At 68.0% G+C, this 13,192-nt stretch carries 13 protein-coding genes; 1 reads left to right on the top strand and 12 read right to left on the bottom strand.

Annotated elements, in window-relative coordinates:
* Window positions 1–8: 8 nt before the first annotated feature.
* From MLJ35_RS03560 to MLJ35_RS03535, 6 genes are all read right to left on the bottom strand, one after another.
* Window positions 9–998: a GHMP family kinase ATP-binding protein gene (locus MLJ35_RS03560; RefSeq protein ID WP_243383035.1), complete on the bottom strand. Its 990-nt coding sequence runs from the start codon at window positions 996–998 to the stop codon at window positions 9–11.
* Between the two features lie 4 nt (window positions 999–1,002).
* The gene (locus MLJ35_RS03555; RefSeq protein WP_243383034.1) at window positions 1,003–1,719 is read right to left on the bottom strand and encodes a tetratricopeptide repeat protein; all 717 of its coding nucleotides are present in this window, start codon (window positions 1,717–1,719) and stop codon (window positions 1,003–1,005) included.
* A 74-nt stretch (window positions 1,720–1,793) separates the two neighbouring features.
* A complete protein-coding gene (gene pal, locus MLJ35_RS03550) occupies window positions 1,794–2,516 on the bottom strand; it encodes a peptidoglycan-associated lipoprotein Pal (protein WP_243383032.1) in 723 nt (240 codons plus the stop codon).
* A 66-nt stretch (window positions 2,517–2,582) separates the two neighbouring features.
* Window positions 2,583–3,872 (bottom strand): hypothetical protein, encoded by a 1,290-nt coding sequence (locus tag MLJ35_RS03545; RefSeq protein ID WP_243383030.1) that lies wholly within the window; start codon window positions 3,870–3,872, stop codon window positions 2,583–2,585.
* Window positions 3,873–3,909: 37 nt separating this feature from the next.
* Window positions 3,910–4,290, bottom strand: coding sequence for an NUDIX domain-containing protein (locus MLJ35_RS03540; RefSeq protein ID WP_243383028.1), 381 nt, complete (start codon window positions 4,288–4,290; stop codon window positions 3,910–3,912).
* Window positions 4,287–5,096, bottom strand: a complete 810-nt coding sequence (locus MLJ35_RS03535; protein ID WP_243383027.1) for a ribonuclease HII — start codon at window positions 5,094–5,096, stop codon at window positions 4,287–4,289. Before MLJ35_RS03535 ends, MLJ35_RS03540 begins: the two co-directional genes overlap by 4 nt.
* A 168-nt stretch (window positions 5,097–5,264) precedes the next feature.
* Here MLJ35_RS03535 and MLJ35_RS03530 point away from each other — a divergent pair, with 168 nt between their 5' ends.
* Window positions 5,265–7,307 (top strand): S1 family peptidase, encoded by a 2,043-nt coding sequence (locus MLJ35_RS03530; RefSeq protein ID WP_243383025.1) that lies wholly within the window; start codon window positions 5,265–5,267, stop codon window positions 7,305–7,307.
* Between the two features lie 145 nt (window positions 7,308–7,452).
* Here MLJ35_RS03530 and MLJ35_RS03525 read toward each other — a convergent pair whose 3' ends face one another.
* The 6 genes from MLJ35_RS03525 to MLJ35_RS03500 form a co-directional block, all read right to left on the bottom strand.
* Window positions 7,453–8,124: a glycosyltransferase family 2 protein gene (locus MLJ35_RS03525; RefSeq protein ID WP_243383024.1), complete on the bottom strand. Its 672-nt coding sequence runs from the start codon at window positions 8,122–8,124 to the stop codon at window positions 7,453–7,455.
* Window positions 8,121–9,920, bottom strand: coding sequence for a M61 family metallopeptidase (locus MLJ35_RS03520; RefSeq protein ID WP_243383023.1), 1,800 nt, complete (start codon window positions 9,918–9,920; stop codon window positions 8,121–8,123). The genes MLJ35_RS03525 and MLJ35_RS03520 overlap by 4 nt, the downstream gene beginning before the upstream one ends.
* A 19-nt stretch (window positions 9,921–9,939) precedes the next feature.
* Window positions 9,940–10,641, bottom strand: coding sequence for a TetR/AcrR family transcriptional regulator (locus tag MLJ35_RS03515; protein ID WP_243320654.1), 702 nt, complete (start codon window positions 10,639–10,641; stop codon window positions 9,940–9,942).
* A gap of 397 nt (window positions 10,642–11,038) precedes the next feature.
* The gene (gene miaE / locus MLJ35_RS03510) at window positions 11,039–11,635 is read right to left on the bottom strand and encodes a tRNA isopentenyl-2-thiomethyl-A-37 hydroxylase MiaE (protein WP_243383021.1); all 597 of its coding nucleotides are present in this window, start codon (window positions 11,633–11,635) and stop codon (window positions 11,039–11,041) included.
* Entirely contained in the window at window positions 11,632–12,480 is an 849-nt protein-coding gene (locus MLJ35_RS03505) for an EamA family transporter (protein WP_243383019.1), read from the bottom strand. The genes miaE and MLJ35_RS03505 overlap by 4 nt, the downstream gene beginning before the upstream one ends.
* A gap of 22 nt (window positions 12,481–12,502) precedes the next feature.
* Entirely contained in the window at window positions 12,503–13,156 is a 654-nt protein-coding gene (locus tag MLJ35_RS03500) for a DUF2520 domain-containing protein (RefSeq protein ID WP_243383017.1), read from the bottom strand.
* Window positions 13,157–13,192 lie beyond the last annotated feature (36 nt).

The raw sequence follows: 13,192 nt of genomic DNA, 5'->3' as shown, positions 1-13,192 counted from the left end.
GATCCAGATCAGGAAGCCGGAACCCGGTGCAGCCCCTGCGGCGTGATCCGCAAGTCCAGGGGAGGCAGGCCCATGTCTCTCAGGGTGGCTTCGGCGGTTTCCCGCATGCCATCCTTCACCACCAGCAGGCAGCAGCCGCCCCCGCCGGCGCCGCAGGGTTTCATGCCCGCGTACCAGCCCTCGCGACGGCCGCGACCGCGCACGGCGCGCATGGCGTCCGTCTCCACCGCCGGGGAGAGCCGCACCCGGGCCTGCCCCTCGCGCTCGAGCAGGGCGGCCACCGCGGCGGGGTCCGCAGCAAGGGCCGCGGCCATGTCCCAGGCGATCTCCCGGATTTCAGCCAGGGCCTGGCGGGTCTGGCGGTCGCCGTCGATGAAGCGCTTGTAGGCTTCCCAGTTGGTGAGGCCCGAGTGGTGGGGCCTGCCGGTGTAGAACACCACCAAGTCCGCCAGCAGGCCGGGATGGGGCTCCAGGCGCTCCCAGCGCGGCTCCGGGCCGTCCCAGTGGAGGGCCAGGGCCCCGCCCAGGGCCGCCGGATAGTAGTCCTGCCAGCCCGCCGGAGCTTGAAGCTCCCGACTTTCCAGGTCCCTTAGAATCGGCACCTTGCGGGCCAGACTTTCACCAGCTTCCTCGCCAATGGCGGTGCCCAGCAGGCCCACGCCAAGGCAGGAGGACACCCCCAGGCCCGAACCCTGCGGCACGGGGCTGTGGATGGACAGGGCCGTCGGCGGCACACCCGAGGCGTCCAGCACTCGCCACACCCAGGACAACCCTTCCGGCGGTTCTGTCGGCCAGGCGCCGAAGGCAAGATCGATCGCCAAGTCCCGGCTGGTGATCCGGTGGCCGGCTCCGCCCCGCCTCACCTCCAGCTCGACCCACAGATCCACGGCGGCGTTCACGGTGACACAGCCGCCCATCATGGCGTAGATGGGCCAGAGATCCAGGGTGCCGCCCGCGAAATCAATGCGGACGGGGACCCGCCAGCTTTCGACGCTCATGCGCTCAGAGTCCCAGGTCGCTCAGTTCCTGCTGGGCCGTGCGGGCTTCGGCGCTGCCGGAGAACCCGTCCACGAGCTCGCGGAAGGCCTTCACGGCCGCCGGCTTCAGGCCCTGCTTGAGCAGGCACTGGGCTCGCTTGAGCTTGGCGGGCAGGAACTGGGAGGAGGCCGCATGATCCTTGATGATCCGCTCGAATGCCTGCTGGGCCTTGTCGTAGGCCCTCAGGTTGTAGTGGGAGAGGCCGAGGAAGAACAGGGCGTCGGGACGCTTCGCGCTCTGCGAGTGGTTCTTCAGGAAGAGGTTGAAGCCTTCGGCGGCCAGCGGATAGTTGCCGCGGTTGTAGTCCAGCACCGCAGCGTTGAAAGCGCGCTCCTCGTCGGACACCTGCGCGGGTTGACCCTCGGTGGCTGCGGGCCGCGCCGCCGCCCCTCGGGGCATGCTGTTCAGACGGTTGTTCAGCACCCGCGTGGTGTCCTGCACCTGGCGCAGGCTCTCCTGCAGATCGGCCTGGAAGCGGCGGTCCTGGCCACGGGCTTCCTGGGCGGCCTTCTGCTCGGTCTCGGCGCGTTTGTTGCCGTCCTCGACCTGCTGTCGCAGCTTGAAGACCTCGAGCTTGAGGTCGCCGACTTCCTGCTCCACGCGGCGGAGCTGGTCTTCGGAACTGCAGCCAACGGCGAGGATCGCGGCCAGGACGGGGAACAGCATCGCGCGGGCGCTCATGGGGACTCCGGGACTTTCTTCATCCTAAACGAAAAGCGGGGGCCGAGGCCCCCGCTTCGCGTCCTTCGGAACGACTACTTCAGCTTGAACTCGTCGCGGCGGTTCTGGCTCCAGCAGGCCTCCTTGGCCTCGGTGCAGAGGGGCTTCTCCTTGCCATAGCTGATGGTGGTGAAGCGGGCCTCGTCCACGCCCAGGGTCTTCAGGTAGGCCAGGGCGGCGGCGGCGCGGCGGTTGCCGAGGGCCAGGTTGTACTCGTTGGTGCCGCGCTCGTCGCAGTGGCCTTCGATCTCGACCTTGGCGGCGGGGTAGGCCTTCATGAAGTCGGCGATGCCCTGGAGCAGCGCGCGATCGTTCTCCTTGATGTCCGACTTGTCGAAGTCGAAGTGGATGGTCTTGAGGGCGGCTTCGGCGGCGCGCTTGAAGGCGGCGGCCTTCTCGGCCTCGGCGGCCTTGCGGGCGGCTTCCTCGGCGGCAGCCTTCTCGGCGGCGGCCTTGCGGGCGGCTTCGTCGGCGGCGGCCTTCTCGGCGGCGGCCTTGTCAGCGGCATCCTTGTCGGCCTTGGCCTTGTCCCAACCCTCGTACCAGCCCGTCACCTTGTGCTGGTTCTCCTTGGCGTCCTTCGCGTTCACGTAGGGGTTGGTCTCGCGGGCCTTGCCATCCTTGAACGCCTGGTAACCCTCGTTGAACGCCGCCTGGGTCTCGGCCTTGATCTCTTCCGCGGTCTTGGGGGGCTTGCAGGCGAGGCTGCCGAGCGTGAGCACGACGGCAGCGGGGACGAGGTAGGTTCCGTATCTCATGGGGTTGTTCCTCCTGGATGAGCCTGAGTATAGATGGACAGTACTCAGGTAAATGCGATTTATTTTTTAACGCGCCCTAGTCCATTTGGGACTCTGGCAACCCGCAAGTTCGGTCATCCGCACTACCTGGCGGCCGGACAGATCTGTGGTGAAGATCTGCATGGAGCCGAAGCGATTGCTGGTGAACACAAGCCGGCGCTCATCGGGGGACCAGGCCGGCGATTCAGAGGTGCTCACGCCGGTGGTGATCTGATAGGCCTTTCCTTCCCCCAACTTATAGATAAAAAGATCGAACTTGCCCTCGAATCGCGAGACATACGCGATCATGGCGCCGTTGGGGCTCCAGGCCGGGCTGGCGTTGTACAACCCTTCACTGGTCAGGCGGCGGAGGTTGGAGCCATCGTCCTGCATGAGAAACACCTGCGGGCCGCCCTCGCGATCAGAGGTGAACGCGATCTGTGTGCCGTTGGGGTTCCAGCTTGGTTCAGTATTGATGCCATTACCGTCGGTCAGACGCCGTGCGCGTCCCGTGTCCAGGTCCAGCACCATGATGTCGCTGTTGCCGCGCCGATCCCCCTGCACGAAGGCCAGGCGGCGGCCATCCGGAGACCAGGCCGGGGAGGAGACCATGGCCCCGGAACCGGTCGCCGGATAGAGCTTCTCGTGGGCGCCATCCCTGCGGCGCTGACCCCAGATTTCGGGCGCCCCGCCCTTGTAGGTCACATAGGCCAGGCGGCCATCGGACGCCACCGTGGGCGACAGGGTGAGGCTGCCGTGGCGCGTGAGCTGCACCAGGTTCGCGCCGTCACGATCGATCTGGAACAGTTCCTTCACTCCAGGTGCTGTCTGGCGGACGAACACCACCCGGCTGGAGGCCACACCGCGCTCGCCCGTCAACCGGGCCACAAGGTCGTCGGCCAGCGCGTGGGCCATTCGCCGCAGGGGAACCATGCGATCCGCCTTGTAGGGCTTGGTGAACACGGCTTTCTCCGCGGCGGTGTCGATCGCGGAGGCTTCAAGCTGCAGGTCCCCCGCAGCCCCCCTCGTGAGACGGACATTCAGCAGCCACTGGGCGCCCGCCTCCTTCCAGGCCTTCACGGGGGCGCCATCGGCGGGCACCTGCTCCTGCAGCACCGCGAACACGCCGGTCTCGTCGAGATCGCGCTTGAGCACGGCCGTGAATTCCGTGGCGACCTGGCCGTCCTCGAGGCCGGAGGCCTTCGGGGTGGTCATCCCCAGCACCAGTTTCGCGCTGCTGGATGCGCTCAACACCACTTCGGTCTGCTGGGCCTGGAGCGTCAGCGCGGTCAGCGCGGCCATGGCGCACAGGAAGGTCCGAATGAAGAATCGAGGCATGGCAGCTCCGGGCCTGGGGAGAGTCCAGCCTATCAGATCAGTCCGCGACATCCGGAGATGGGACGCCTTTGAGGCGACCGATGAGCTCGCCGTTGGCCGGCGGAATGGGAAGACGCGCCATCTCCTCCAGGGTGAACCACCCCCAGGCCAGCTCGGTCCGGGGGGCACCCGCCCCATGGACCACGAACGGATGGAGACGCACGGGGCCCTCCACTGTCGGCAGTGCCGTGGTCGCTTCGGGCTTCATGCCGACCTCTTCCAGGAGCTCCCGGCGAAGCGCGTCGAGGGGTGTCTCCGGGGCCTCCACCTTCCCGCCCGGGAATTCCCACAGCCCCGGCATCACCGGATTCGAGGGCGCGCGGCGCTGGAGGAACCAACGCCCTCGGGACTGGATCAGGGCCAGCGCCACATCGGTCATTCAAGACCTTCTTCGCTGGCGAACCGGGCGAGCCGATCCGCATACCGGCGGCGGAGCGTTTCCACCCACACGAGCTTCAGCCGGCCGTAGGCGGGCCGAAGGTCCGTCTGCACCCAGGCCTGCAGCTCCGCCACCGAGGCGCAGGCGTCCAGACTGTGGCGAAGCGCCTCGCGAAGGCCTTCATCCACCTGCTGCATGGCCGCGACCGGCGCATAGCTGATGCGGTGGATAGGAGAGACGCCCAGCTCGACGATCCGGGCTCGGTGAAGGGCAGTCCCGTAGCCTTTGTGCTGCCCGAAGCCGTAACCAGGATGAAGCTCCTCCATGGCGATCATGAGCGCGTCCCGGTGGGCCTTGGCCAGGATGCTCGCGGCCCCGATGGCGCAGCTGATGGCATCCCCGTCCACCACCAGCCGCTCCAGCAGGCCCGTCCCGGGGGCATGGTTGCCGTCCACGAACAGGATGCGGGGACGGATGGAGAGATCCTTCGCCGCCTGCCGCATGGCCATCATGGTGGCCTCGAGGATGTTCTCCCGATCGATCGCCATCGGGTCCATCTCGGCGATGCCGTAGGCGGGGAGGATGGACTTCAGCTCTGCCGCCATGACCTCGCGCTTCTCGGGGTTCAGCTGCTTGCTGTCCCGGACGCCCCTCAGCACATGGGCCCAGCGCCGCACCGTGTCCGCATCCAGCACCGCGCAGGCGGCCACCACCGGGCCGGCCCAGGCCCCCCGGCCCGCCTCGTCCACGCCGCCCCACGGCACCCCCGGCGGAACATTGCCCAGATCCCAATCCAGGGGATTCATCGGGCCCCGCCCCGCGCCTGCGGATCAAAAGATTCCATCGCCATGCGACCAAGGTACCCCCGAAGGGAATGGATCCCAAGTCCACCGGACGCGCTCCTTTTTTCGAATACACTCGAGCCATCCCCCCTCACGGATGGACCCAGGTCCCAGCCAGACGAAGGAAGATCCATGCGACTGCTGATCCCACTGCTGCTCCCTTGCCTGCTGGCCGCCACCGCCCTCCTGGGCCAGGAGACCGCTCTGGCCCCGGCCGTGAAGGCCCGCGTCACCGAAGCCAGCTTCGAGGTGGTGGTCGCCCGCCCCGACCCCGCCAAGGACCCCGTGTCCTATGAGAAGGACCTTCCCTGGGACCTGGTCCCCTTCAACCTCCGGAACGATCCCTACATCTCCATCGGAACCGCCTTCGCCGTCTCGAAGAACGAGCTGGTGACGGCTCACCACGTGTTCCGGTCCATCCACGCCTCCAGGGGCTACACCACCTGCTACATCCGCGACGCCAAGCAGAACGTCTGGGAAGTGGACCGCATCCTGGCCCTGGATGAGCAGCGGGACGTGATCCGCTTCTCGGTCAAGGGGCGCACCTTCGACCGGTGGCTGGACCTGCGCCCCGGTTTCCGCGAGAACGAGCCGGTCTTCACCGTGGGGAACGCCTACGGAGAAGGCCTCGTGATCCGGCCCGGCGAGGTGATCGGCACCCTTCCCGAACCCATGAGCGGCGCCTGGAACCTGCTGAAGAGCAGCGCCGGCGTGAATCCAGGCAACTCGGGCGGTCCGCTGGTGGATCCCCAGGGCCGGGTGGTGGGCGTGGTCCTCGGGAAGAAGGACAACATCTGCTATTCCCTGCCCACCGCCGAGCTGAAGGCCATGAAGCCCGACAGGGCCGCCTTCTTCAACAAGGTGACCTTCAGCTTCTCCCTCTTCCCCGAGAAATCGAAGGCGCTGGACCGAGTGTTCGATCTCCCCCTGCCGCGCCCGTACTCCGAGCTCAGGCAGGAAATCGCCGCCCGGGAGAAGACCTTCTACCTCCAGTCCATGGATGCCCTGTTCGCGAGTCTCCGGGGGGAGCTGTTCCCCGAGGGCGAGGCCAGCGAGGCGGCCGTCGGGGACATTCCCACCAGCGGCAAGCCCGAGGTGATCTTCCGCGACACGACCACCAAGACCTGGGCGATCTCGGGCCTGGAATACAAGAAGAACGATCTCCCGAAGAACGGCCGCCTCCTCTATGCCCAGGCCGACAATGTCTACCTCTTCATGCTCCATCATCCGGACGACGTGGCCGTTGGCGATCTCCTGGCCAAGCCCAAGGTCGCCATGGACCTGCTGCTGAAAGGAGCCCGGGTCACCCGCACCGTGGGCGGACAGGACATCCGGGTCACCTCCTTCGGTGACCCCTACCAGGTGCAGCCCCATGTAGACCGCCTCGGGCGCCCCTGGCAGCAGGCCATCTGGTTCACACCCTACGATGATGGCTGCGTCCTGACCTACACCACCCTGGTCCCCGGCGGCGTGGTCATGGCCGTCAAGTTCGTGGACTCGTCCAGCCTCATGCCCTGGCTCTACGACCTTCCCAAGTTTCTCGACTACACCTACATCCCCTACGCCGGCGAGCTGCGGGACTGGGTGGAGTACCTGAAGCACCGGGACCGCCTGCCCTCGGCCCTGAAGGACATGACCTTCGACTTCAAGGAGGGCAAGCATCTCCGCCTGCAGGCGCTCTGGACAAGGCTCGAGCTGGATTCCAGCCAGGTCGAGCTCTCCCCGAAGGCCTTTCTCATCCTGAACATGGGCTTCTCCCGGAAGGGCGGGGATGTGGTCTGGGACCTGCGCCGCGTGAGCATTTCCGAAGACGAGGAAGACAACTACTTCGTCCTGCTGAAGCATCTCCACCCCACGCCGAACATGCCGGATGGCGATCAGAAGAGCTGGAAGGAGATCGCCAAGCAGCGTCACCCCTACACCCGGCGGACCTTCGAAGAGGAGGGTGCCAGCCGCATCGCCGCGGTGCACCAGGCCTTCCTGAAGCCGGGCACGACGAACGCGGACAGTGCCGATTTGTTCACCCTCTATCTGGCCCGGGTGGGCAAGGTGGACGACAAGGAGATGCAGACCCGTCTCCAGGCCCTGCTTCGCGCCATCACCCCCGTGACCGGCGCCTCCGAGGCCCAGGTGGTTCAGGCGCACGCGCCAGCCGCGCACAACGCCGCCAAGTGACCTGCCCGGCGCCGGTCCGCGAGGGCCGGCGCCCGTTCAGCACTTCAGGGCTTCCCAGGCGATCAGCCAGGTCAACCCGGATCAGGCCCGAGCTTGACGCTACGGGGCAGCGCCAAGTGACAAGGCCTGACCGGGTTGAAGCCAGCTAGCACTTCAGGGATTCCCAGGCAATTAGCCAGGTATCCATCACGCCGCGGAAATGGCTCCTCACGGGTCCCGGCTGATAGATGGCCCGGATGGGCACGTGGACCCACCGCAGCTTCCAGTCGGCCGCTTTCATCGCAATCTCCATCTCGATGGCGAATCCGCGCGAGTTCAGCTCCAGCCGATCCAGCACCTTCTTGCGGATCATGCGGAAGCCGCTCTGACTGTCCTCCCAGGTGACGCCGGCGATGCGGCCCAGAGTCCAGGTGCCCAGGGCGTTGGTGCGCCAGCGCTTGGCAGGGATCTTCGCCCGGTCCAGGAGACGCGAGCCGATCAGGAAGTCTGCGTCCGGGTGTGAGGCGAGGTGATCCAGGAAGCGCTGAAGGTCGACTGGATCATGCTGGCCGTCCGCGTCCAGGAATAGGTAGAAGTCGAAGGCGTCGGGGCGCAGGCAGGCGATCCCCGCCCGCAGGGCCTGCCCCTTCCCCCCGCCCTGCCCCGGCTCCAGGCGCAGCACCTCGGCGCCATGGGCGGCGGCCACGGACCCGGTGCAGTCCGAAGAACCGTCATCCACCACCAGCACACGCTGAAGGCCGAAGGGCTTCAGGCCCTCCAGCACCGCTCCGATGTGATCCGCCTCGTCGTGGGCGGCGAGGATCGCGGCGATCCTCACCGGCGCCCGCCCCGCTTCACCGGCGCGGAGGGGAGGGCCTGGCCGTAGGACGCCAAGAACGCGATCCGCTGCGTGGTGCCGGCCCGGGAATCCACCGCCAGCCGGTGGGAGCGATCAGGGCTCTCGACCACGGGAACGTCCACCGCCAACACCCGGCCCCGGTCCGCCGCCAGGACCGCAACCTTTCCACCGGGTCCGGGGTCTGCGAGGTACCTCTGAGCCTCGGCGGCGGTCGTGGTGCGCCAGCCGTCCACCGCCAGGATCTCCATGCCGAAGCTGAGGCCTGCCCTGGCGGCGGGGCTGCCGGGAATCACGTTCTGGATGGTGGGTCCATTGGGGGTCAGCACCAGGCCCGTCCAGGATCGGGCCCGTCGCTGGGCCGCAGGGTCCTTGGCCTCTTCGGGGCCGAGGGATTCCCAAGGCGCCCGGGCTTCCATCAACAGGCCGAAGGCGCGCTGGAGGGGCGCAGGGTCCAACTCCGCACGGCCTGAGATGTAGGCGTCCCAGAAGGGCTCCGGGTCATTTCCGGAGAGCTCCCGGAAGGCCTGGCGCACATCCGTATCCGTAAGGCCGGCCTCGCCGTGGCGCCGCCAGAGCAGGGCGAAAAGATCCGCCAGTCCGGCCTTTCCGCGGCTGCCCTCCCGGAGCGCGGCATCCATGAGCCAGGCCACCATCTCGCCCTTGTCGTAGTAGCTGACCGAGCTGTTGGGGCTGAACTCATGCTGCTTGTAGAAGCGGATCCAGGCATCCCAGCTGGACTCCTCCAGACTCTGCTCCAGCCGCCCGGGACGCTGCACCTGCTCGCTCCAGCACTTGGCCAGCTCCTTCGCGGTGTGGCTCCAGGGCACCACGCCTGCCCGCAGGACGATCACGTGCTCCATGTACGACGTGAGCCCCTCGTGGAACCAGAGCATCTTCGTGGGGTTCTCCCGGCTGTAGTCGAAGGGCCCCAGGGCCGGATCGTGGAGCCGCTTCACGTTCCAGGCGTGGAAGAACTCGTGGGCCACGAGCTGATAGAGGGCGAAATAGCCCTCGGGCTTGTCGAAGGCATGGCTGTCGGCGATGAGGCTGGTGCAGTCCCTGTGCTCGAGGCCGCCGCGCAGCTTGGGCGTGAAGGTGAAGAAGAAGACGTACCGCTTGAAGGGAAAGCCGCCGAAGATGGCGCCCGCGGCCTCCACGATCTTCCCTGTGGCCTCGGCCATGCGGCCTTCATCGCCGTTGTGCGGCCCGGTGAACACAAGCTCGAAGGTCGTGCCGCCCGTCTTGAAGGTTCGGATCCGGAAGGCGCCCAGCTCGAAGGGCGAATCCACGAGGGTGTCGAAATCCTTCGCCAGGCAGGCGCCTTGCTTCCGCGGCAGGGCGGAAGCCACCTTCCAGTCGCCGGGAAAGCCCTCGAAACGGACCTCCACGGGCCGGTCGAGCTGATCCTCCAGGTAGAGGAAGGTGGCGGCGGGGATGATCTGCGCGTGGGCGGCGTCCACATGGTTCGTCCGCACCGTGAGGTCATTGCCATACACACGGTAGCGGAGGACGAGGTCCCGCTTGGACGCCGGCACCCGCCAGCGCTGCTTGTCGAGCTTCTCCAGGGGCCGTTCCCGGCGGCCCTCCAGAACCCGCACGCGGTCCACGAACCGCGCGTAGTCCCGCACCAGATACGAACCGGGCGTCCAGGCGGGCAGCGCGGCCACCGCGCCTGAGCTCAGGGCTTCGGCGGGGACCGCCAGCTCGACTTCGAAGAGATGCTGGGGCAGGTCCAGCGGACGGAGGGTGGCCCTGATGGGGGCGAGCTTGGCCATGGTGCCCTTCCCTCGAATGTCAGCCCTGGACGCCGTGGAGCCAGCGCTGGGCCACCCACCGCACCTCATCCCCAGTGATCTGGTATTGGGGATCGCGCAGCTTCTCCTCGATGAGGGCGCCCACCAGGGAGGTGAACAGCAGCACTTCCTTGCGCGCCTGTTCCAGGCTCGTGCCGAACACATGGTTCATGAAGAGGCCCAGCGGGGCCAGCCCCTTCTCCACCAGGGGCATGAGGTCCCGGAATCCCGAATCCGGCGACGGCACGGCGATGGACCGCAGGATGAAGCCGGTGAACTCCTGGCTCTCGAGCAGCAGATCCAGATAGGCCTGGGCGAGCTTCACGCTGGCCTCGTCAATGGCCTTGGCCCCCCGGATGGGTGACGCCAGGAACGGCTCGACCAGCCGCTGGATGCGAACGGCCATGGCCGAGAGGGACACGAGGCAGAGCTGCCGGAAGAGGCCCTCCTTGCTGCCGAAGTGGTAGTAGAGGGTGGGCTTGGAGACGCCGGCTTCCTCGGCCACCTCCTTCACCTGCACGCCGTCGTAGCCCTTGGCGGCGAAGTGGGAGAGCGCCGAGAGCAGCAGGCGGGCCTTGAGGTCGCCGCCCTCGCTGAGCCGTGCCAGCGCGTGGTGGAAGCTCACGCCGGCCTGGGCCCCGAGAGCGTCGGGCCCGAAGACCGGCACCATCTCTTTGAGACCGTGGTCGGGAACTGTGGACATAGGCTGCCTCGGAGGTAGTCCAGTCTGCCACGGTTGAGCCTACTTCTGGTTAAGAGACCTTAGGGCCTGTTTTCAAAGTGGGGCGTGGCCGCGCAAGGGGCGCCGCCCAAGCGAGGCAAGGAAAGCGACGAAGGCGATGGTGGACCCATCGACGAGGAGCTTGACGCAGCATCGCGCCGGGCGCCGCCCCTTGCCGGTTCCGCCCTCTGCCCGGCTTTCCGCCGGGCAGGAGCAGGCCCCGGGCGGGGCCTGCGATAGGGAGAGGGGGACGCTGCCCACCCGCACCCCTGGCTGCGTTGCCGGCCTCGTACGATGTCCCGCATCGCCCTTCGGCCGCCGCCCTGCCATGAGCGCGGCTGGGCAGCGTCGCGGCGGCGTCCCACTTTGAAAACAGGCCCTAATGGACAGCAGACCTCCAGGGCTGGGTCCGGATCGCCTCCGCCTCCCGGTCCAGCCACCAGTCCAGCCGCTGCTGGGTGGCCTCCCGGCCGAACCGCTCCTCCGCCAGGCTCCGATAGGCCTGGGCGTGGCCGGCCTCGCACCGTTCCAGCTCCAGCAGGAAGGCCAGCCAGGGAGCGGACCCCAGGGTCGGATGGGTCGCGGCGGCGCGCTCCAGCAGCCAGAGCCGCTCGCAACTGCGGGCCTCGATGAGGGCCGCGATGAGCAGCTGGTCCAGCATCCCCTTGGAGGCCGACCGATGGAGCGCCTGGGCATAGGGGTTTCCCCGGTCCGGACGCAGGGTCCAGCCGAAGCCCTGGAGGCCCTCCAGCACCCGGCGGTGGTGATCCAGCTCCTCCGCCGCCAGCCGCTCCAGCAGCCCGGCGGCCCGGGCCATGTCGCTCAGGTGGCGGGCCAGGTTGAGGGCCGTGAGAGCGGCCTTCTTCTCGCAGTGGGCGTGGTCGGACAACAGGGCTTCCGGGTCCGCCAGGGCGGCCTCGGCCCATTCGGAGGGAGTCTCGGCCCGGAGGGCCAGGGGGGGCGTGAAGGCGTTCATGGCCTTGCTCCAGTGAGGCCGTTCAAGCCAAGGGCGCAGGCGATCACCGCGCCACCGGCCGCGAGCCTCGGCCAGTCCACGGCTTCACGGAACACCAGGCCCGAGGCCAGGATGGCCAGGGGGATCTTCATGTTGTTGAAGATGGCAAGGGTGCCGATGTCCGTCCGCCGGGCCCCGGCATTGAAGAGGAAGAAACCCAGGCCCGACGCCACGGCGCCGAGATAGACCAGCACCGCCCATTGGCGCAGGTCCATGGCTGAGATGCGGACCCAGGGGATGGAGGGCGCGGCCATGGCCACGGCCACCACGGAGGCCCCCAGGTAGAGCAGGCCCATGAGGTCGCGATCCCGCTTGCCCGAGGCAGGCGCCAGGCGCCGGTAGAGCACCTGGCCAAGGGCGAAGCAGAGGTTCGCGGCCTGCATGAGCAGGAAGCCCAGGAGAATCCCGCGGCGCCCCAGTCCCGACCACACGCAGATGCCCGTCCCCAGCACCGCCAAGGCGGCCGTGAGGAGGAACATCCACGACATTCGGCCGTCCAGCAGGTCGCTCACCAGGGTCACGAAGAGGGGCGTGAAGATGGTGAAGAGCGCCACTTCGGAGGAGCGCAGCCAATGGAAGGAGGCGATGTAGAGCAGGTACATCAGGCCGAACTGGAGGGCGCCGATGCCCGCGAAGGCCAGGACCTGCCACCGCGTGAGGCCCCTGGAATCCAGGAAGGGCAGGAACACCAGTGCCGCCAAGAGGGTCCGCATGGCCGTCACGAAGGGTGCCCCCAGCTCGCTCACCTGGGCCGTGAGGCCGAAGGACAGGGCCCAGAGGATCGAGACGGTCATCAGCAGGGACATGAGGCTCCGGGGCGGATTCGGTTCAGTCGAGGCTACGACCCAGTGTCAGGAAGATGTCCCGCCAGGGCTCGGGCAGGGCTTCGGCATCCCGGGCGATGGTGGCCTCGTCGCCGCGCGCGAACGGGCCCGTGCGTCCCGCGGCCCCGAGGGCTGCCACGTTGCGCAGCGTGGCCTCTGCCAGCGGGACCAGGCCCCGGCCCGGCAGTGCCACGCCCCGTGCGCGCAGCAGGGCCTCCGCCCCTAGCCACAGCGAGGCGGCGTGGCCCGAGGTAAGCACTGCCGCCGCGTGGTACAGAGGCTTCAGCTCTGCGGGCAGGTCGAAGGCCGCGAAGCCCAGGTCCCCGAAAGCCCTCCGCAGGCCGTCCGGCACCGCGCCCGTGATGGCCAGAGGCGTGCCCTTCCAGTCCCGGGCCTGCCCGTCGAAGCTGGTGAGCGGATGAGCACAGGGGACATCCGGCAGATGCAGGCTGCCCGCCAGGTGCACGCAGCGCCCGGGGAAGGACCGGGCCAACTCAGCCACCGCCCGGTCCGGCACCGCCAGGAGCACCAAGCCTTCCGGCCGAGCGCCGTGATCCAGCAGGCCCGCCCGCGGCCCCCAGGCCGCCGCCAGTGCGCGTCCGGCACGGCCCCGGCCAAGGATGGTGAACTCGGGAGTCATGGGGATAGTGTGGCGCAAATCAGGGTCCGGTCCTCGGTCTTCAGTCTTCAGTCT

Origin of the sequence: Geothrix alkalitolerans, from assembly GCF_022808885.1 — a bacterium.
Lineage (GTDB): Bacteria > Acidobacteriota > Holophagae > Holophagales > Holophagaceae > Geothrix > Geothrix alkalitolerans.
The sequence above is the reverse complement of the archived record's forward strand: the minus strand, read 5'-3'. Positions and strand labels throughout refer to the sequence as shown.

Excerpts from the sequence above, each read along its gene's own strand:
- MLJ35_RS03505 (WP_243383019.1), bottom strand. The coding sequence starts at position 12,480 with ATGTCCCTGCTGATGACCGTCTCGATCCTCTGGGCCCTGTCCTTCGGC.
- MLJ35_RS03535 (WP_243383027.1), bottom strand. The coding sequence starts at position 5,096 with ATGAATCCCCTGGATTGGGATCTGGGCAATGTTCCGCCGGGGGTGCCG.
- MLJ35_RS03540 (WP_243383028.1), bottom strand. The coding sequence starts at position 4,290 with ATGACCGATGTGGCGCTGGCCCTGATCCAGTCCCGAGGGCGTTGGTTC.
- pal (WP_243383032.1), bottom strand. The coding sequence starts at position 2,516 with ATGAGATACGGAACCTACCTCGTCCCCGCTGCCGTCGTGCTCACGCTC.
- MLJ35_RS03515 (WP_243320654.1), bottom strand. The coding sequence starts at position 10,641 with ATGTCCACAGTTCCCGACCACGGTCTCAAAGAGATGGTGCCGGTCTTC.
- MLJ35_RS03555 (WP_243383034.1), bottom strand. The coding sequence starts at position 1,719 with ATGAGCGCCCGCGCGATGCTGTTCCCCGTCCTGGCCGCGATCCTCGCC.
- MLJ35_RS03520 (WP_243383023.1), bottom strand. The coding sequence starts at position 9,920 with ATGGCCAAGCTCGCCCCCATCAGGGCCACCCTCCGTCCGCTGGACCTG.
- MLJ35_RS03545 (WP_243383030.1), bottom strand. The coding sequence starts at position 3,872 with ATGCCTCGATTCTTCATTCGGACCTTCCTGTGCGCCATGGCCGCGCTG.
- MLJ35_RS03530 (WP_243383025.1), top strand. The coding sequence starts at position 5,265 with ATGCGACTGCTGATCCCACTGCTGCTCCCTTGCCTGCTGGCCGCCACC.
- MLJ35_RS03560 (WP_243383035.1), bottom strand. The coding sequence starts at position 998 with ATGAGCGTCGAAAGCTGGCGGGTCCCCGTCCGCATTGATTTCGCGGGC.
- miaE (WP_243383021.1), bottom strand. The coding sequence starts at position 11,635 with ATGAACGCCTTCACGCCCCCCCTGGCCCTCCGGGCCGAGACTCCCTCC.